Here is a 17,890-nt window from a genome sequence, read left to right as displayed (position 1 = left end):
CAATCTGCGCGCGTCAATGCCTAATTTTCAGGTTCGTCAAAAGTAAGGTTTGTCTCGTGTAATATCATTCATTTTATATTAGTGCAGCCTTTATTACAATGTTGGCGTTGCTTGTACACACCGAGTTCTTGTCGGAGTGCCTAGCCTCCCTTACATAGATCAAAAGCCTTTTACGCGAGAATGTCATCCATGATCATAGAATCTGCACGCCTGGCGGTTGCCAATCTGCTGGCACCGGACATGCGCCGGGTGGTCTGGAAAGTACTCGGCCTCTCCATCGCCGTCCTGATCTGCTTCTGGCTAGCTTTGCAGGCGCTTGTCGCCACCTACGGGGTGTCTTTACTGCACTACTTTTTCTCAGGACTGCCTGCCTGGGTCGACTGGCTGGCCGTGGCGCTGGCGGCAGTCGTGGGCCTTGGCGCGGCCTTCCTGCTGGCGCCGGTGGCGGGGCTGGTCGCCGGGCTGTTCCTGGATGACGTCGCCGAGGTCGTCGAGCGCCAGGACTATCCGCTCGATGCCCCCGGCAAAGCGATGCCCTTCGGCCCTGCCATGGTCAGTTCGATCAAGTTCCTCGGCGTGCTCATCGTCGGCAACGGCATAGCGCTTATTCTGCTGATCGTGCCGGGGGTCAATCTCGTCGCCTTCTTCCTGGTTAACGGCTACTTACTCGGCCGCGAATTTTTCGAATTCGCCGCCAGCCGCTTTCGCTCGCCGCAGCAGGCCCGGAATTTTCGAAAGAAGAATGCGTCCACGGTTTTCCTGGCCGGGCTGGTGATTGCAGCGTTTCTGACCATTCCGTTCGTCAACCTGCTGACGCCGCTGTTTGCTGGCGCCATGATGGTTCATCTGCACAAGCGGCTGACCCTCCGCGACCCCTCATTCTCCGACGAATTGCGGCGGTAGGGGTACAAGCGGCGCCGGGATGTCGCAGCTTTTTTCCGGCGAGCGACAGAGGTCAGCAATGATGCAATGTTCGCATTCCGGCCGCCTGGCCTTGCAGACGTAGCGACCGTGCAGGATAAGCCAGTGGTGGGCGTGGTAGAGATAGTGGTCTGGAATAACCTTCATCAGCCGCTGCTCGACTTCGTCCGGCGTCTTGCCGGGTGCGAGCCGGATGCGGTTGCCGATACGAAAGATGTGCGTGTCGACGGCCATGGTGGAATGGCCGAAGGCCATGGATAGCACGACATTTGCGGTCTTGCGGCCGACGCCCGGCAGTGTCACCAGCTCTTCGCGGGTCTGGGGCACCTCGCCGCCGAAATCGCTGATCAGCTTTGCAGACAGGGCGACGACGTTTTTCGCCTTGTTGCGATAGAGGCCGATCGTGCGGATATAGTCGCGGATTCGATCCTCGCCGAGGTCGAGCATCTTCTGGGGGGTATCGGCGATGGCGAACAGGGCGTGTGTCGCCTTGTTGACACCGACATCAGTCGCCTGCGCTGACAGTGCCACGGCAACGAGCAGGGTGAAGGGATTGACGTGCTCCAGTTCGCCCTTTGGCTCAGGCCGCTGGATCGAGAAGCGACGGAAGATCTCGTCGATTTCCGTCTTCGGATAGACGCTGCGGAACGAGGGCTTGCGGCGTGCTGTCGCAAGGGCCTTTTTCGGGGCCGGAAGGCCGGATTTGATCTTGGGATTTGCCATCAAAGACCTATAATCGCGGATTATGACGGATGGCAACGGCGGGGCGCCGGAAGAAAAGCTGGTTTTTTCTGCGGAGCTTTTTCCGCATCGCTCGCTCGGCCGAAAGGGCTTCAAGGTCATGCTCGCCATGGCCGGCTTTCTCAGCCTCTTTTATGGCGGCCTGTTCGTTGCCAGCGGCGCGTGGCCGATCGGTTTTTTCCTCGGTGCGGATTTCCTGCTTCTCTATGGCGCCTTCTGGCTGAACTATCGGTCGGGCGGTGTCCGCGAAGAGGTCAAGGTGTCCCGCACCGATGTCTCCATCCGCAAGGTGCTGGCCTCCGGTCGCTCCGTCGAGCATCGTTTCAACCCGTTCTGGCTACGCTTCCTGGTTCGGCGGGAGCCCGGCGTCGGTATCCGCTCCATGCATGTGTCGGGCGAGGGGCGGCGGGCGGATGTCGGGTCGTTTCTTAACCCAGAGGATCGCGAAAGCTTTGCCAAGGCCTTCCGGGCAGCACTTGCGACCGTGAAACGTCGAATTTAGCGTCGGTGCAAGAAACGGGTGGCGAGACGGGTGGCGAACCCTCATCATGGCCGCAAGGAGACCGATGATGAACATGGCGCCGCTGCTTACGAAAGACTTTACCCCGGAAGGATCCGACTACGAGGTCGTGCGCAGCGTCATCGAGCTGATCACCGAGGATTATCGCGACCAGCCGTCCCTGGAAGATCTCTCCGCGCGGCTGGGGCAATCGCCGACACAGTTGCAGAAGACATTCACCCGGTGGGCCGGGTTGTCGCCCAAGGCCTTCCTGCAGGCGGTAACGCTGGATCACGCCAAGCGGCTGCTGCGGCAGGAAGCGCTGCCTTTGCTCGAGGCGTCGATCGAGGTCGGCCTTTCCGGCCCGAGCCGGCTGCACGACCTGTTTGTCACCCACGAGGCGATGTCGCCGGGGGAATGGAAGGCGAAGGGCGGGGGGCTAACCATCCGCTACGGCTTCCATGCCAGCCCGTTCGGCATGGCGCTGGTCATGGTCACCGATCGAGGTCTGGCCGGCCTGGCGTTCAGCGATACCGGCAGCGAGGCCGCCTGTCTCGAGGACATGACCTGCCGCTGGCCGAACGCCCGGTATGTCGAGGACAGCCAGGCAACGGCGCCCTTTGCCAAGCGTATTTTCGAGCCGAGCCAATGGTCTGCGGACCAGCCGCTGCGTGTCGTATTGATCGGGTCCGATTTTCAGGTGCGCGTCTGGGAAAGTCTTTTGAAAATTCCCTTCGGCAAGGCAATGACCTACTCGGACATCGCCCGGGATATCGGCCAGCCGACAGCGATGCGGGCAGTCGGTGGGGCAATCGGCCGAAATCCGATTTCGTTCGTCGTTCCCTGCCATCGCGCGCTGGGCAAGGGCGGGGCGCTGACCGGTTACCATTGGGGGCTGACGCGCAAACGTGCGATGCTCGGCTGGGAAGCCGGCAAGGCCTGAGGTCAGGCGGCAACCGGCTCCATGCGGCCGAGCAGCTCTCGCGCTGCACTTTCGTCGGTGATGAGCGTGTTGCAGCCGATACGCCTGATCGTGGCATGGATGGCCGTCGCCCGGTGCGCGCCGCCGCAGGCGAGAACGATGTGCTTTGCTTTCTTCAGGGTATCGAGATCGACGGACATCACCCGGCTGTTAATGGTGTGGTCGACGGAGTTTCCGTCGGCATCGAGGAAATTGAACATGGTGTCGCAGACGCAGCCGGCAGCGATGAGCTCATCGAGTTCGGCCTTGGATATGAAGCCTTCCGAGAGCGATGTGGAGTGCGGGCCGATATCGCCGCAGCTGACGATGGCCAGATCTAGGTTTTCCGCCAGCCGGTAGATAGCTTCGAGGCCGCATTTCTCGATCAAGTTTCTCTTCGTCTCGATCGAGTCGACCAGCAGCGGTGCTAGAAACATGTAGCATTCGGCGCCGAGCTGGCTTGCCAGTCGCCACGTATAGTCGATCGGATTGGTCTGCTGGACGGCAACGATGCCGCCGAGCAGCGAGACCACCTTGCAATTGTCGCGGCGTGGTGGGCGGAAACTGCCGAGCGATGCCGTCATCGTCCGGCCCCAGCCGACACCGATGGTATAATCGTCGGGGATGGCTTCGGTCAGGAACTGTCCGAGCGCCAGGCCGACGCACTTTGCCTGGGCATCGACGCCGCCGCCTGCGGGCGTCGGCACGACAATCGCTTCGTCCAGCCCGAAAGCACGTTCCAGCTTGATGGACAGCTCGACGCAATCGTCGATGCCGTCGTTGATCCAGATCTGCACCTCGCTGCGCCGTCGCGCCTCGTCGAGCAGGCGGATGACGGTGGTGCGGCTGATGCCGAGCTGCTCGGCTACGTCCTTCTGCGTCAGGCTCTGGTTGTAGTAGAGCCAGGCAGCCCTCAGGCGCAGCGATGCCGTTTCTGAATAGGCGATGTGGGTTCCACGTCTGAGCTTGGCCATATGTCCTCCGGCAACAAGGCCGCCGAGAATTTGCCGCCACGATGACATTGGCGGACGTCGCGTGCATGTTGTTTGCCGCTACCCCGGCTTTTCAGGGTTGATATTGGGCGACATGAGACTTATGTCAATTGAAATGCACAAATGTCCTTGACTTTTCATTGGTGGAGCGGTGATATCCACCTTGGAAAACCGAGTCTCTTGTCCAGCGAGGAGGGCAATCTGCGGGCAGATGTTATGATTGCGTGCTGGAGCGGCGATGCCGGGAACATAGTTCCGCGCTTGCACCGCATGGCTCCCCCGGCATATCCTAAAGCCCGCGCCATACATCTGCGAAACCCTTGCGTCCGCGGGAACATCGTCACTGCCCTCTCGTTTACTTGCGTCGGGGAGGGCCTGCCAACCTTACCGTTCGCCACGCAAGACGGCGTCGGTCCTCAGTTCGAAATCAACAAGGATATTCATCATGACTTCCAAGCTTGACCAACTTCGCGAAATGACGACCGTCGTCGCCGATACCGGCGACATCGAGGCCGTCGCGCGCCTGAAGCCAGTGGATTGCACGACAAACCCATCGATCGTCCTGAAGGCGCTCGGCACGCCGATGTTTGCCGACGATATCAAGGAAGCCGTTGCCTGGGGCAAGAAGCAGTCGGGTTCGTCCGAGGCCGTTGCAGAAGCTGTTGCCGACCGCCTGGCGGTTTCCGTCGGCGCCGCGCTGTCGAAGCTGGTACCCGGCCGCGTTTCTACCGAAGTCAACGCCGACCTTTCGTTCGACACCAAGGCCTCGATCGAGAAGGCGCATGCCATCGTTGCCGGCTATAAGGAGCGCGGCATCGAGAAGGATCGTATCCTGATCAAGCTGGCGTCCACATGGGAAGGCATCCGGGCTGCCGAAGTCCTTCAGAAGGAAGGCATCGACTGCAATCTGACGCTGCTGTTCAGCATGGCCCAGGCTGCTGCCTGCGCCGATGCAAAGGTGTTCCTGATCTCGCCGTTCGTCGGCCGTATTCTCGACTGGTACAAGAAGTCGACCGGCAAGGACTACACCTCGGAAGAAGATCCAGGCGTCATCTCGGTTCGTGAAATCTACAACTACTACAAAGCCAACGACATCAACACGATCGTCATGGGCGCTTCGTTCCGCAGCGCCGAGGAAGTGGCGGCACTTGCCGGCTGCGACCGCCTGACGATCAGCCCGAACCTGCTCGACGAACTCGCAAAGGACGAAGGCAAGCTCGAGCGCAAGCTTTCGCCGGATGTCAAGAAGGCAACGCCGAAGCTAAACGTCGATGAAAAGACTTTCCGCTGGATGATGAACGAAGACGCCATGGCCACTGAAAAGCTTGCCGAAGGCATTCGCCAGTTCGGCAAGGATCTGGTGACACTGCGTGAAATGGTCTCCAAGGAACTGAAGGCCGCTTAAGCGTCACGACTGAACTATGATCTCGAAGGCCTGGTCGCAGCACGCAGCCAGGCCTGTTTCTTTGCGGTCGGTTCACAGGTTCCAGAGCCGTTGGGCATTCTGCCGATAGAGCCGTGCCCGCTCGCTTTCGCTGCAGCCGGCGATGAGGGCGTGGGTTGCAGCCACCCAGGTCGATAGCCCTCCGCCGAGGGTGCAGACTGGCCAGTCGCTGCCCCAGATGACACGATCCCATCCGAAACATGCAATCGAGTGCTCGATGAAGGGCCTCAAAGTCTCCACCGTCCAGCTTTGCGGATCGGCATAGGCGACGACGCCGGAAATCTTCACGCTGACATTCTGACGGCGTGCAATTTCCCGGATGCCGTTTTGCCAGGCTTCGCTCATGCTATCCTTGATGGCTGGGACCCCACAATGATCAAGGATGAAGCGGACTTCCGTGTTGAGGTCGACGAGTGCTATCGCATGCTCGATCTGATGCGGCAGGACGCAGAGGTCGAAGGTCAGCCTCGTCTCCGCCATGAGGCTGAGGTTTTCGCGAAAGAGCGGACGCGTGGACAACTCGTCGGGAACGACATGCAGGACGCGACGCAGGCCTTTGACGAAAGGATCGGCTAGCACACGCTCGAGGTACCCCGGAAAGTCGGTGTCCTCCGGGCGACAAGCTGCAATCGCGCCGCGGATGAGACTGTCCGACCGAGCGCCGAGCTCGCGCACATACTCTGTTTCCGGCTCAATGTCGGATGGATCGACGTCGACCTCCATGTGCAGGACGCCGGTGATGCCGCACCGTTTTGCTTCGAGGGCATAATCGTCGTAGAGACTGTCACGGTTGAGCGCGCCTGAGCCGGCGAGCCAGGGGTAGTTCAGCCTTGTCCGGTCGACGATATGAAGATGGCTATCGAACAGCATGGTTTCCTCCGGATGTGCCGTCAGGCTTTTCACGGAAGAATAGGGTATTCATATAAGAGTTATCAACCTGCCTCGTCCACCATTCCGGCAACCGTCTCGGAAATCTCCGCTGCTGCTGCGCGTACAAACGCTATGACCTGGTCGAAGCTGGGTGCCTTGTCGCTGACCGGCTGGATATAGGGACAGGTAAGAGCGGCCAGCGCGTTACCATCTCGCGCCAATATGGGCGCGGAAATGTTGCGGACGCCTGTCGTCTGCAGGCTGTCCATGGTCTCGAAGCCGCGCTCCCTGATGACCTGCAGCCGCCCGATGAGATCGCCGGGCATGGCGACATCATCGTCGCGGCGCTGCTGCTCGTCGATCATCATCTGTCGCTGCTTTTCGTCGCGGAAAGCGAGCAGCACATGGCCGGAGCCGGTGTTGAACAAGCTGATCTGGGCGCCGACCCGGATCGAGATCCCCCAATAGGTCGGCGAATCCTGCTGGGCGATAATGGCGACGGAACCGCGATCAAAGACCGCCAGGTGGCAGGCCTGTTCGGCGCGGTTGGCAAATTCGCGCATCAGCGGCGTCGAGAACGACACAAGCCGGCGCACGGGGGCATGAAAATGTGCCAGCCCGAACAGCTTCAGCGTCAGTAAAAAGCGGTCGCCTTCCTGTCGCTGGACATAGCCGCGCCGCACCAGTCGATCAAGCATGCGGTAGAATTCGTTGGGGCTCTTGCCGAGATGCTTGGCGATCTCCGCCTGTGTCAGGCCGCCGTCGATGCGTGCCAGAAGCTCCAGAATATCGAGACCCTTGTCGAGTGCCGGGGCTCTGTACCGGTCACCTTCCTCGTCAGCGCTGGCCATCTCATCCCTGTCACTGCAATTTTGACTGAAAACTTTCATATATGAATGGATGGCGTTTGCAAGCGATGGGCTGCTACCTTGACGCTGGACAATGTGGCGTTTACAGATAAATCAAACATGCATATGTGGATATTATCGCTGTTGAGCGGGCGTGCGAATGTCTCTGGACGCTGTCGCGTCAGCGGGCATAGAGTTCGAACTGGCTGGCTCAAGTCGTTCATTGTGTAAACGATCCCGGCTTGATGCTAAGGCGTTCCGGCAGATCTTAGGACAGGGAAATTCGATATGGGACACGGACTGGAAGGCAAGACCGTCGTGATCACAGCGGCGGCGCAGGGCATCGGCCGCGCGTCGGCCGAACGCTTCCTCGGGCTTGGCGCCCGGGTCATTGCGACCGATATCAACGAGGCGGCTCTGGCGAGCCTCGAGGAAGCCGAAACCCACGTCCTCAATGTGCTCGACAGCGATCGCGTCAAGGAATTTGCCAGCGAGATCGGCGCCATCGACGTGCTGTTCAATTGTGCCGGCTTCGTCCACGCGGGCAGCATCCTCGACTGCGAGGAGAAAGACTGGGACTTCTCCTTCAACCTCAATGCCAAGGCCATGTACACAACATGCCGTACATTCTTGCCGGGCATGCTGGAGAAGGGCAAGGGTGTCATCGTCAACATGGCATCGGTCGCCTCAAGCGTTAAGGGCGTGCCGAACCGCTTTGCCTACTGTGCCTCCAAAGCTGCCGTGATCGGCCTGACCAAGTCTATTGCCGCCGATTTCGTGGCCAAGGGCATTCGTGCCAACGCCATTTGCCCCGGCACGGTAGATAGCCCGTCGCTTCATGAGCGCCTTCGGGCCACCGGCGACTACGACAAGGCCATGACCGATTTCATTGCCCGCCAACCGATGGGGCGCATCGCCACGCCTGAAGAGATCGCTGCCTTGGTGACATATCTCGCCGGGGATGAATCGGGCTTCACGACGGGCCAGGCGCTGGTTGTGGACGGCGGCTGGACCGGCTGACAGTAGGTGGCCGATGTAGACCCTGAAGTTGCTGATGACAGCACATGTTTGCTGGTGCGGTGGCTTGAGCCGGATGGCTTGTCAGATTGCCCCGCCACTGTATATCAGGACGATGTGACCAGGAACGGAGCGCCGGCATGCAGCAGAGTGTAAAGCGAAGGGCGGCGCGATCGCCCGTCGTTATGCTGGTGCGCAAGCATCTGAACGTCGTACTCGCTGTCCTGACCAGCCTGGTCGTCTTCGCGCTGACGACGTCCCGGCAGTTCAATGCCAGCAACTTTCTGGCAAGCTGGAACTGGGGCGCGGTCGTCTACATCGCCTTCACCTGGTATTGCATGCTGCGCTCCAACGTCAGCCGCATCCGGCAGCGATCGGCCGACTGCGACTTTTCCGACGTTCTGGTGCTTTGCCTGTCGATAGCCGCCGCAGTGGCGAGCATCGGGGGTATCGGCATCGAACTCAGCGGCGTCAAGAATGCTTCTCCTGCGCAGGCCCTGGAGAATGCCGGGACGGCGTTTCTGACGATCCTGATCTCGTGGGTCTTCCTGCACACGCTGTTCACCACCCACTATGCCCACCGTTTCTATGCAGACAGCAGCGGCAAGCCGCCGATCCGCTTTCCCGACGATATCAAGGAACCCAATTATTGGGATTTCCTGTATTTCACCTTCACGATCGGCGTTGCATCGCAGACTGCCGATGTCGCTATTGCCACGACATCCATGCGCAAGACTGCGCTGCTGCATTCCGTATTGTCGTTCCTGTTCAATACCACGATATTGGCACTGGCGATCAATGTCGGTGCCAGCCTCATCTAGGCTTGTTTGGGCAGCGACTTCAGCAATGCAGCGCTAGACTTGCTTGACCCTGTACCGGCAAACAATTTGTCGGGCTTGACTACTATCCAAGGGCCAATGTTCTGTGTAGGTCAAATTTGGTTTGTCTTCCCGCAGCGTAACGGGAGGCGCCTTGTTCAAGCGTGGCGAGTGAGCGTGGAATGTCAGACGAGCTATCGACCTCCTCAGTCCGGGCCATCTCGCGGATCGATGCCGTTCCCACCATTCTCGAAGTTGTCTGCAAGACCACCGGCATGGGATTTGCGGCAGTCGCCAGGGTCACAGAAGATCGCTGGATTGCCTGCGGCGTGCGGGACGACATTGCCTTTGGCCTGGAGCCGGGCGGCGAATTGAAGGTCGAGACAACGATCTGCCACGACATCCGTGAGAACCGCCAGCCGGTAGTTATCGACGACGTTGCCAGAGACCCGGTGTTTTCCATGCATCATACGCCGCAGATGTACGGGCTGCAGAGCTATATCTCGATGCCGATCATCCTGCCCGACGGCACGTTTTTTGGGACGCTCTGCGCTATCGACCGGGTGCCGAGAACACTGAGCACGCAATCGACGATCAGCATGTTCCGGCTGTTCGCCGACCTGATCGCGCTGCATCTCGATGCCAACCAGCGCGTTCTCGACAGCGAGGACAGGCTGCGGACAGAGCAGGAAAATACGGCACTTCGAGAGGAATTCATCGCTGTCCTCGGGCACGATCTTCGTAACCCGCTGGCCTCAATCGAAGCCGGTGCGAAAATCCTGCAGCGCTCGCCTCTCGATGACAAGTCGCGTTCGATCCTGAAGCTGATGCAGGCGAGTGTCAGCCGCATGTCCGGACTGATCGACGACGTACTGGACTTTGCACGCGGACGTCTCGGCAGCGGTCTGCTGGTGGAAAACATGCAGGTGGTGCCAGTGCGGCCGATGATCGAGCAGGTCATAAGCGAGCTAGCGTCCACCCATCCCGACCGGATTATCCGGGCGGACATAAGCGCCGTCAGCGTACGCTGCGATCCGGCGCGCATAGGCCAGCTGTTGTCGAACCTGCTTGCGAATGCGTTGACGCACGGGTCGGAGGATGGGGAAATTTACGTGGGCGCCCGTGTCGAGAATGGCCGGTTCGAGCTCACCGTCGCAAACCCCGGAGATCCCATACCGGGCGAAATCGCCGAGCACTTGTTTAAGCCCTTTGTGCGGGCTTCGGCAAATTCCAGCCACCAGGGGCTTGGTCTCGGGCTCTATATTGCATCCGAGATAGCGCGCGCTCATTGCGGTGAGTTGACAGTTGCCTCTTCCGCGGAAGAAACGCGGTTCACGCTGACCTTCGACGCTTGCCTGCCTTGAAGGTCAGATGCTCCGCCCGACCAACCGGGGGGCGGAGCAAAGTCAGGTCGTTAGACTATTGCGTTGCCGGCCATGATGGCCAGAACGACAAAGATCAGGAACACGATCAGGGCGATGCCGAACAGCACGCGTGCGATGGTTGCCGTCGCGGCGGATACGCCTGAAAAACCGAAGAAGCCGGCAATCACCGAAACAACGAAGAATATAAGAGCCCATTTCAGCATGAAAAATTTCCTCTGCGCCAATTGTCGCAGGGATACGCGCCAGCGAAAGAAAAGTTCCAACTGTCTCTGAATTCAACCGGCGCACCCGACGTGGAGTGCGCCGAGATCGCCGCTTCATCCGTGGTTTATCATCACGTGGCGGACCGTGGTGTAGTCTTCCAGCGCGTAGATCGACATGTCCTTGCCATAGCCCGATTGCTTCATCCCGCCATGCGGCATCTCGTTTGTCAGCATGAAGTGGGTGTTGATCCAGGTGCAGCCGTATTGCAGCCGTGCCGCCGTCTGCATCCCGCGACCGATATCCTTTGTCCAGACGGATGAGGCAAGGCCATAGTCGCTGTCGTTAGCCCAGGCGACGGCGTCGTCGACGTCGGTGAAGCGGGTGACGGAGACAACAGGCCCGAATACCTCGCGGCGGACGATCTCGTCTGCCTGGGTCGCGCCGGCGATGACGGTTGGCGTGTAGAAGAAGCCCCTATCGCCAGATACCTTGCCCCCGGTGGTGATCTCCATGTGCTTGTGCTCCGCTGCACGGTCGACGAAGCTTTCCACCCTGTCGCGCTGGCGTTTCGAAATCAGAGGTCCGATCTCGTTCTCGGTGTCGTCGGCAAGATTGAATTTGATGGATGACACGGCGGAGGTCAGGTCGGCGACGAACCTGTCGTATATTTTCGCGTCGGCATAGATGCGGCAGGCCGCAGTGCAGTCTTGGCCGGCGTTGTAGTAGCCGAAGGTACGAATGCCCGACACCACTGCATCGATATCGGCATCGTCGAAGATGATGACTGGCGCCTTGCCGCCGAGTTCGAGGTGGGTCCGCTTGACCGTCTTGGCAGCTGCCTCCAAAACCTTCTTGCCGGTGCCAATATCGCCGGTGATCGACACCATGCCGATCTTCGGATGGTTGATCAGCGCGCTGCCGACCGTCTCCCCGCGTCCAAGGATGACGTTGACCACGCCCTCGGGCAAAATCTCGGCGAACAGCTTCGCCATCTTCAGGGCGGACAACGGTGTCTGTTCAGATGGCTTGAACACAACCGTGTTGCCGCCGGCCAGCGCCGGTGCAAGCTTCCATGCCATCATCATCAGGGGATAGTTCCAGGGCGCGATGGAGCCGACGATGCCGACAGGGTCGCGGCGGATCATCGAGGTGTGCCCGGGCAGATATTCACCCGCCACAGGTCCGTGCAGGTTGCGCACGGCACCGGCAAAGAAGCGGTAGCAATCGACGATCGCCGGTATCTCGTCATTGAGGACTGCGTTGATCGGTTTGCCGCAATTCAGCGCTTCGAGCGCTGCAAAGCCCTCGGCATCCCGCTCTATCGCGTCGGCGATCCGCAGCAGGTAAGCCGAACGCTGGGCCGGCGTGGTCTGCGACCATGTCCTGAAGGCGGCTTCTGCAGCATCCACGGCTTTGTCGACCTGACTGAGCGAGGCTTCGGGGAGGTCGAGCACGGTCTCGCCGGTCTTCGGGTTGAGAACGTGTTCTTCATTTTCCGTGCCGGCCTCGAAGCGTGACCCGATCAGCATTGCAGTGTCCATGACGTTCTCCCTTTTCATTGGTTGCCGCCGTCGGCGATCTGGCCGTCGCCTGGGGTCAAGATATTAGGATGCCACATTCGACAGCAAGGTGACCAGCACCGCGTTATCCGCCGGGACCGTGCGCGGTTGAGAACAGCGCCGGTATGATGATGTCGGTCGGCCTGATCGCGGTACAACGAGCGATGGAGGGCGCAGCGTCACCTATCAACGAATGCAAGCAAGCCATCGACGCATCATAAGGTTGTAAATCGCCTCGAAATGAAGCAGCCTCAGGTGGATGCGTCTATCCGGCACAAACTTGAAGCTATTGGTTTCGTTTCTGAAATTCCGGCGACTGTTTTATCGAAATGTGGCTGTATGGAGGGGCGTTTTACGCTCTCCTTAAGTATTCTGAAACGTCATATCTCTAGCTTTGCGAGTGTCTATCGCGGTGTTGGAGTGCTTTATGGTGGAGCAGTTGGCTTGAAGGCCTTACTGCGCATTTTCCGGCGACCCCGGAAGCTGGTTATGATTGTCGGCGGAGTGGCCTTGTTGATGGGCTCCTCCGGCGCATTCGCACTCTATATCGGTCGCGACAGACTGCTTGGCCCCTCCGCTACATCCGTCAACGGCATGCAGTGCACCGACCTCAATCTCGTGACGATCCGCAAGAATCACCGTGTCTGGCTGCGCAAGTACATCACCTCCGATGCGACTGACGGTCTGACGCGCGTCAAGACAGCATTGCGCGTGGCAAAGGCCGTCTATGATGCGCAGAAGCCGGACCTGGTTCAGGTCGTGGTGCTCGACAAGAAGGGACCGACACTGCAGTCCGACATTCACGGCCGCGCCCTTGGCGCCACGGTGGTCTATATTCCCCACCCTGAGAAGATTGCCGATGGCTCGGTCGAGGTGCCGATAACAGCGCGCTACTACAATGGCGGTGCCAGCGACGAAGGCCTGTTCTTCGGAGACCGGGTCGATATGACGAGCACGGATATCGACGGCGTGATGGCCTCCCTGAAAGACCACAGCGACTGTACCGACCCGGTCACCACGGGAGCTGCCAAGGTGCCAGAAGGCGGCAAGCATCCGAAGACCCCGCCGACAGCCGAGGGCGCTGCGAAGAGCGAGAGCAGCGAGAAAAAATCACCGGAGGCTGTTGCACCGCCAGCCGAGCATCCGCCTGCAGCAGCCGACGTCAAGCCGGAGCATGGCAGTACCGGCAGTTTCATAGGTGTGAAGGTCGAGCCGAAGATCATACCCACGTCGCTGCAGGTAAACGCTGCCTTGCCCGCAACGAGCGAAGCCGTTGCGGCCACCCTGCCGGCCGATCCGCAGGTGACAGGCACAAGCCGATAGACTGTTGGCGCAGGGGTCGCCCCCCCCTGCGCTTCGACATATGCGTTATCTAGTCAGCCTTGGCGCGGCGAGCCGGGAAGAGGATGATGTCGCGGATCGACGGGGCGTTGGTCAAAAGCATGATCAGGCGGTCGACGCCGATGCCGAGGCCACCGGCCGGAGGCATGCCCTGGTCGATTGCGTCCAGGAACTCGTCGTCCAGTTGTTTGTCCTTTTCGCCGCGGGCATGGGCCTGCTCGAGCTGCTCGACCATGCGCTTGCGCTGCTCTTCCGGATCGTTCAGTTCCGAGAAGGCGTTGCCCAGTTCCCAGGCGTTGCAATAGGTCTCGAAACGCTCGACAAGGCGCGGCTCGCCCGGCACTTCCTTGGCGAAGGGCGAGATGTCCTTCGGGAAATGGGTGACGTGGCTTGGCTGGATCAGTGTGCCCTCGACCTTCTCCTCGAAGATGAAAGCCAGGCACTCGCCCCAGGTCCAGTCCTTCTCGACGGCGAAGCCGGCAACCTTGGCGGCGCTGCGGGCTTCCTCGTCGGTCTTCATGGCGAGGAAGTCGATGCCAGTGGCCTCCTTGACGGCGTCCGGCATGGGCACGCGCTTGAACGGGCCCTTGAAGGAGATCTGCTTGTCGCCGAAGGCAAACTCGGTCGTCCCGTGGATGGACAGGGCGAGTGTCTCGAACAGCCGCTCGACGAGGTCCATGATGTCCTCGTAGTCGGCATAGGCCCAATAGCACTCCATCATCGTGAATTCCGGATTGTGCCGGGTGGAGACGCCTTCGTTGCGGAAGTTGCGGTTGATCTCGAAGACCTTGTCGGTCAGGCCTGAAACCAGCGTGCGCTTCAGGAACAGTTCCGGCGCGATGCGCAGGTACATGTCGAGCTTCAGTGTGTTGTGGTGGGTCTTGAAGGGCTCGGCCGTGGCGCCGCCATAGACCGAATGCAGCATCGGCGTCTCGACTTCCATGAAGCCGTCATTTTCCATGAAACGGCGGATGCCGGAGACAATCTTCGAGCGCTGCTGGAAGCGCAGCTTGCTGTCCTCGTTAGTCATGATATCGAGGTGACGCTTGCGGTAGCGGGTCTCGATGTCGGACAGGCCATGCCACTTTTCCGGCATCGGCAGCAACGACTTGGTTAGCATGGTGATCTCGCGGGCCGAGATCGTCAGCTCGCCGCGCTTGGTACGACGCACGACGCCGGTCACGCCGATGATGTCGCCGATATCGATCATCGGCAGCAGGGCGCGGGCTTCTTCCGGCGTGGTGTCCTTGTGGCTGAAAATCTGGATCTTGCCGCCGGCGTCATGGATGTCCATGAACATGCCGGAATTGCGCGAGGAGTAGACGCGACCGGCGACCGTGACCGTGTCGGTCGTTTCGACGTCGATCTCCAGGTCCTTGTACTTCTCCGCCAGCTCGGTGTTCGTCATGGTCCGGTGGAAATGCGCCGGATAGACATCGCCCACCTGTTCGCGCAGCAGCTTCAGCTTCTGGGCGCGCACTTCGGTCGCATCGGAGGACAGGGCAGTTTCGGTCTTGTTGTCGGACATTGTTCTATTTCCTGTAGCCGGGGCGCGCTTTGCTTTCGGTATCCCTCATTCCTGTGCTTGTCACAGGAATCCAGTACGTCCAAGTCCTTGGACGTGGGATGGTTCGTTCATTCTCTCACAGCGCAGACGCGCCGTGGCTGGATTCCTGTGACAAGCACAGGAATGAGGGAGGACACACACAGGTGTCTCCTCCCAGCACATTCATTTCCCGCTGCCGGCCATCGTCGCCACCACAGTGGCTGCGAGCTTCAGGCGCTGGCGCACGACGGAGCGGCCGAGGATCGACATGCTGTCGAACAGCGGCAGCGAGCGTGACGAGCCGGACATGGCAACGAAGAGCGGCGCCAGGATGACCTTCAGCTTCTTGCCCATGCGATCGGCGATGGCACGCAGCTCGGCCTCGATGGACTCGACATTCCATTCGAGGATCTTTTCGAGATCCGGCTGCACCGTGTTGAAGATTTCCAGCAGCTCTTCAGGCGTCGATTTGATCTTGGCGAAGGCCGATGCATCGAGGTGCAGATCGGATTTCAACAGGAAGCCCATCAGGTCCGGCAGCTCGCCGAGCTTGGTGATGCGCGACTGCGACAGCTTCAGGCCGTCCTGCAGGCGGTTGTTTTCCATCGCCCAGGTGAGCACGCGCCGGCTGAATTCCTCTTCCGACATTTTCTCGCGCAGCCAGCGGCCGTTCAGCCAGTCCAGCTTCTGGATGTCGAAGATGGCGCCGGCCTTGGACAGGTTCTCTGGATCGAAGTTGGCAGCCAGTTGTTCGATATCGAGCAGTTCCTCGCCTTCGCCGATCTGCATAAAAAACAGGCCGAGAAAGTTCATCAGCGCTTCCGGGATATAGCCGAGTGCCGTGTAGTAGGAAATCGAGGTGGGGTTCTTGCGCTTCGACAGCTTCGACTTGTCGGCATTCCTCATCAGGGAGAGATGCATGAACACCGGCTGGTCCCACTCGAAATAGCGGTAGAGCAGTATGTGTTTCGGCACGGACGCCAACCATTCCTCGCCGCGCGCGACGTGGGTGATCTTCATCAGATGGTCGTCGATGACGTTTGCCATATGATAGGTCGGCATGTTGTCGGCCTTCATCAGCACCTGCATGTCGACACTGTCCCACGGAATGCTGACATCGCCATAGACGCCGTCGTGGAAGTCGCAGGAGCCTTCCGTCGGGATTTTCATCCGCACCACGGAGGCTTCGCCCGATGCAACGCGCGAGGTTACCTCCTCGGCGGACAGGTTAAGGCAGTGACCGTCATATTTCGGCGGCTTGCCGGCTGCGCGCTGGGCTTCGCGCATTGCCGTCAGGCGCTCCGGCGTGCAGAAGCAGCGGAATGCGTGGCCCTTGCGCAAAAGCTCCTCGGCGTAGGGCTGGTACATGTCCTTGCGGTCACTTTGGCGGTAAGGCCCATAGGGTCCGCCGACGTCAGGGCCTTCCGACCATTCCAGCCCGCACCACTTCAACGCATCCAGAACCTTAGTCTCGAATTCCGGCGTCGAACGGGTAGCGTCGGTATCCTCGATGCGCAGGATGAACTCGCCACCGTGTTTCTTGGCAAAGAGATAGTTGAACAGCGCAATGTAGGCCGTGCCGACATGGGGCTCGCCGGTCGGGGAGGGTGCGATGCGGACGCGGACGCCTGAAGTGGTCATGATGTCTATCCGTAATGACGTGCGGGAGATCCAGACGGGGCACTGGCCGGCGCCACGGATCGGAGTTTCGGAAACAGCCTCAAAACAGCGCCAAAAACACTGCCAGGCCAGCCATTTTCCGTCTGGCTGGCCTTAGGACATATTCAACCGTCGAGGTCAAGAAAAACCGCCGATTTCCGGTGCGCCAGAGCGGCATGCTGGCCTGACGGATCGGCAGTCTTTCGAGCGCCGAGCCGGTCTATTGCGGGAAGGTCCGTAGGCTCAGTGCCGGGTCTTGGATTTTTCCCTGCGGTTGCGCACCATCATGTTGAGAATCTCCACCAGGGCGGAAAATGCCATCGCGGTGTAGATGTAGCCCTTCGGTACATGGAAGCCCATGCCGTCGGCGATAAGGGTGGTGCCGATCATCAGCAGGAAGGCGAGCGCCAGCATGACGATCGAAGGGTTCTTCTCGATGAAGTTGGCAAGCGGCGCTGCAGCCAGCAGCATGACCAGGACCGCGGTGATGACGGCCACGAACATGATCGGAATGTGCGGCGTCATGCCGACGGCGGTGATGATGCTGTCAACGGAGAAGACGAGGTCGAGCAGAAGGATCTGGCCGATGGCAGCGGCAAAGCCCGTCGTGGTCGACTTTGCGATGAAATCGCCGTTCTGATCGACGGGATCAACGCTGTGATGGATTTCCTTCGTGGCCTTCCACAGGAGGAACAGGCCACCGGCAATCAGGATGATGTCCTTCCAGGAAAAGCCATGGCCCATGATATCGAAGACCGGTTCCGTCAGGCGCACGATCCAGGCGACCGTGCCCAGCAGCGCAAGGCGCATGATCAAAGCCAGGCCGATACCGATCTTGCGGGCCTTGTCGCGGTTTTCAGGTGGCAGCTTGTTGGTGAGAATCGAGATGAAGATCAGGTTGTCGATGCCGAGAACCACCTCCATCACTACGAGTGTGACGAGCGCCACCCAGGCGCTTGGATCCTGTAGCAATGGCATCAGTGTCTGCATCGATCGTGTTCCCCACATTGACTAAACCGGCGAAAAATACCCGGGCTAATGTAGGAACTGGAAGTTCGAGCGCAAGCGCCGCGAGGGCGCCTTGG

General features: G+C 59.9%; 17 protein-coding genes. 8 read left to right on the top strand and 9 right to left on the bottom strand.

Annotated features, from left to right (window positions below; translation table 11 throughout):
- Window positions 1-189: 189 nt before the first annotated feature.
- Window positions 190-903, top strand: a complete 714-nt coding sequence (locus tag PR018_RS12585; protein WP_142830383.1) for a sulfate transporter family protein — start codon at window positions 190-192, stop codon at window positions 901-903.
- Here PR018_RS12585 and nth read toward each other — a convergent pair.
- On the bottom strand, window positions 877-1,644 hold the full coding sequence (gene nth, locus PR018_RS12580) for an endonuclease III (protein ID WP_142830385.1): 768 nt from the start codon (window positions 1,642-1,644) through the stop codon (window positions 877-879). The genes PR018_RS12585 and nth overlap by 27 nt on opposite strands.
- 22 nt (window positions 1,645-1,666) lie before the next feature.
- Here nth and PR018_RS12575 point away from each other — a divergent pair, with 22 nt between their 5' ends.
- Window positions 1,667-2,164 carry a DUF2244 domain-containing protein gene (locus PR018_RS12575; RefSeq protein WP_142830387.1) on the top strand — a complete coding sequence of 166 codons (498 nt, stop codon included), beginning with the start codon at window positions 1,667-1,669 and terminating at the stop codon, window positions 2,162-2,164.
- A 67-nt stretch (window positions 2,165-2,231) separates the two neighbouring features.
- Window positions 2,232-3,104, top strand: a complete 873-nt coding sequence (locus PR018_RS12570; RefSeq protein ID WP_142830388.1) for a methylated-DNA--[protein]-cysteine S-methyltransferase — start codon at window positions 2,232-2,234, stop codon at window positions 3,102-3,104.
- Between the two features lie 2 nt (window positions 3,105-3,106).
- Here PR018_RS12570 and PR018_RS12565 read toward each other — a convergent pair whose 3' ends face one another.
- Window positions 3,107-4,096, bottom strand: coding sequence for a sugar-binding transcriptional regulator (locus tag PR018_RS12565; protein WP_142830390.1), 990 nt, complete (start codon window positions 4,094-4,096; stop codon window positions 3,107-3,109).
- Window positions 4,097-4,559: 463 nt separating this feature from the next.
- Here PR018_RS12565 and tal point away from each other — a divergent pair, with 463 nt between their 5' ends.
- Window positions 4,560-5,519, top strand: coding sequence for a transaldolase (gene tal, locus PR018_RS12560; RefSeq protein ID WP_142830392.1), 960 nt, complete (start codon window positions 4,560-4,562; stop codon window positions 5,517-5,519).
- Window positions 5,520-5,591: 72 nt separating this feature from the next.
- Here the strand turns inward: tal and PR018_RS12555 are convergent, their stop codons facing one another.
- Window positions 5,592-6,428 (bottom strand): amidohydrolase family protein, encoded by an 837-nt coding sequence (locus tag PR018_RS12555; RefSeq protein WP_142830394.1) that lies wholly within the window; start codon window positions 6,426-6,428, stop codon window positions 5,592-5,594.
- A gap of 62 nt (window positions 6,429-6,490) precedes the next feature.
- Entirely contained in the window at window positions 6,491-7,279 is a 789-nt protein-coding gene (locus PR018_RS12550) for an IclR family transcriptional regulator (protein WP_142830396.1), read from the bottom strand.
- Between the two features lie 285 nt (window positions 7,280-7,564).
- On the opposite strand from PR018_RS12550, the gene PR018_RS12545 reads away from it, so the two are divergent.
- The 3 genes from PR018_RS12545 to PR018_RS12535 all read left to right on the top strand — a co-directional run bounded on the left by PR018_RS12545 (window position 7,565) and on the right by PR018_RS12535 (window position 10,475).
- Window positions 7,565-8,296: an SDR family oxidoreductase gene (locus PR018_RS12545; protein WP_142830398.1), complete on the top strand. Its 732-nt coding sequence runs from the start codon at window positions 7,565-7,567 to the stop codon at window positions 8,294-8,296.
- A gap of 137 nt (window positions 8,297-8,433) precedes the next feature.
- The gene (locus PR018_RS12540) at window positions 8,434-9,114 is read left to right on the top strand and encodes a DUF1345 domain-containing protein (RefSeq protein ID WP_142830400.1); all 681 of its coding nucleotides are present in this window, start codon (window positions 8,434-8,436) and stop codon (window positions 9,112-9,114) included.
- A gap of 179 nt (window positions 9,115-9,293) precedes the next feature.
- Complete coding sequence (locus PR018_RS12535; protein WP_142830402.1) at window positions 9,294-10,475, top strand: GAF domain-containing sensor histidine kinase; 1,182 nt, start codon at window positions 9,294-9,296, stop codon at window positions 10,473-10,475.
- Window positions 10,476-10,525: 50 nt separating this feature from the next.
- Here the strand turns inward: PR018_RS12535 and PR018_RS12530 are convergent, their stop codons facing one another.
- The gene (locus PR018_RS12530; RefSeq protein WP_111218870.1) at window positions 10,526-10,699 is read right to left on the bottom strand and encodes a DUF1328 domain-containing protein; all 174 of its coding nucleotides are present in this window, start codon (window positions 10,697-10,699) and stop codon (window positions 10,526-10,528) included.
- A gap of 114 nt (window positions 10,700-10,813) precedes the next feature.
- Window positions 10,814-12,241, bottom strand: a complete 1,428-nt coding sequence (locus tag PR018_RS12525) for a gamma-aminobutyraldehyde dehydrogenase (RefSeq protein ID WP_142830403.1) — start codon at window positions 12,239-12,241, stop codon at window positions 10,814-10,816.
- Window positions 12,242-12,748: 507 nt separating this feature from the next.
- On the opposite strand from PR018_RS12525, the gene PR018_RS12520 reads away from it, so the two are divergent.
- Entirely contained in the window at window positions 12,749-13,582 is an 834-nt protein-coding gene (locus tag PR018_RS12520; protein WP_202617175.1) for a hypothetical protein, read from the top strand.
- Window positions 13,583-13,631: 49 nt separating this feature from the next.
- On the opposite strand, the gene lysS is transcribed toward PR018_RS12520, so the two are convergent.
- The 3 genes from lysS to PR018_RS12505 form a co-directional block, all read right to left on the bottom strand.
- Complete coding sequence (gene lysS / locus PR018_RS12515) at window positions 13,632-15,128, bottom strand: lysine--tRNA ligase (RefSeq protein WP_142830405.1); 1,497 nt, start codon at window positions 15,126-15,128, stop codon at window positions 13,632-13,634.
- Between the two features lie 201 nt (window positions 15,129-15,329).
- Window positions 15,330-16,787 carry a glutamate--tRNA ligase gene (gene gltX, locus PR018_RS12510; protein ID WP_142830409.1) on the bottom strand — a complete coding sequence of 486 codons (1,458 nt, stop codon included), beginning with the start codon at window positions 16,785-16,787 and terminating at the stop codon, window positions 15,330-15,332.
- Between the two features lie 261 nt (window positions 16,788-17,048).
- Window positions 17,049-17,795, bottom strand: coding sequence for a TerC family protein (locus PR018_RS12505; protein WP_142830411.1), 747 nt, complete (start codon window positions 17,793-17,795; stop codon window positions 17,049-17,051).
- Window positions 17,796-17,890: the final 95 nt, after the last annotated feature.

This window comes from Rhizobium rhododendri (assembly GCF_007000325.2).
GTDB classification, from domain to species: domain Bacteria; phylum Pseudomonadota; class Alphaproteobacteria; order Rhizobiales; family Rhizobiaceae; genus Rhizobium; species Rhizobium rhododendri.
The sequence above is the reverse complement of the archived record's forward strand: the minus strand, read 5'-3'. Positions and strand labels throughout refer to the sequence as shown.

Excerpts from the sequence above, each read along its gene's own strand:
- PR018_RS12545 (WP_142830398.1), top strand. The coding sequence starts at position 7,565 with ATGGGACACGGACTGGAAGGCAAGACCGTCGTGATCACAGCGGCGGCG.
- PR018_RS12555 (WP_142830394.1), bottom strand. The coding sequence starts at position 6,428 with ATGCTGTTCGATAGCCATCTTCATATCGTCGACCGGACAAGGCTGAAC.
- PR018_RS12540 (WP_142830400.1), top strand. The coding sequence starts at position 8,434 with ATGCAGCAGAGTGTAAAGCGAAGGGCGGCGCGATCGCCCGTCGTTATG.
- lysS (WP_142830405.1), bottom strand. The coding sequence starts at position 15,128 with ATGTCCGACAACAAGACCGAAACTGCCCTGTCCTCCGATGCGACCGAA.
- PR018_RS12550 (WP_142830396.1), bottom strand. The coding sequence starts at position 7,279 with ATGGCCAGCGCTGACGAGGAAGGTGACCGGTACAGAGCCCCGGCACTC.
- PR018_RS12525 (WP_142830403.1), bottom strand. The coding sequence starts at position 12,241 with ATGGACACTGCAATGCTGATCGGGTCACGCTTCGAGGCCGGCACGGAA.
- PR018_RS12570 (WP_142830388.1), top strand. The coding sequence starts at position 2,232 with ATGAACATGGCGCCGCTGCTTACGAAAGACTTTACCCCGGAAGGATCC.
- PR018_RS12520 (WP_202617175.1), top strand. The coding sequence starts at position 12,749 with ATGATTGTCGGCGGAGTGGCCTTGTTGATGGGCTCCTCCGGCGCATTC.
- nth (WP_142830385.1), bottom strand. The coding sequence starts at position 1,644 with ATGGCAAATCCCAAGATCAAATCCGGCCTTCCGGCCCCGAAAAAGGCC.
- tal (WP_142830392.1), top strand. The coding sequence starts at position 4,560 with ATGACTTCCAAGCTTGACCAACTTCGCGAAATGACGACCGTCGTCGCC.
- gltX (WP_142830409.1), bottom strand. The coding sequence starts at position 16,787 with ATGACCACTTCAGGCGTCCGCGTCCGCATCGCACCCTCCCCGACCGGC.
- PR018_RS12585 (WP_142830383.1), top strand. The coding sequence starts at position 190 with ATGATCATAGAATCTGCACGCCTGGCGGTTGCCAATCTGCTGGCACCG.
- PR018_RS12530 (WP_111218870.1), bottom strand. The coding sequence starts at position 10,699 with ATGCTGAAATGGGCTCTTATATTCTTCGTTGTTTCGGTGATTGCCGGC.
- PR018_RS12575 (WP_142830387.1), top strand. The coding sequence starts at position 1,667 with ATGACGGATGGCAACGGCGGGGCGCCGGAAGAAAAGCTGGTTTTTTCT.
- PR018_RS12565 (WP_142830390.1), bottom strand. The coding sequence starts at position 4,096 with ATGGCCAAGCTCAGACGTGGAACCCACATCGCCTATTCAGAAACGGCA.
- PR018_RS12505 (WP_142830411.1), bottom strand. The coding sequence starts at position 17,795 with ATGCAGACACTGATGCCATTGCTACAGGATCCAAGCGCCTGGGTGGCG.
- PR018_RS12535 (WP_142830402.1), top strand. The coding sequence starts at position 9,294 with ATGTCAGACGAGCTATCGACCTCCTCAGTCCGGGCCATCTCGCGGATC.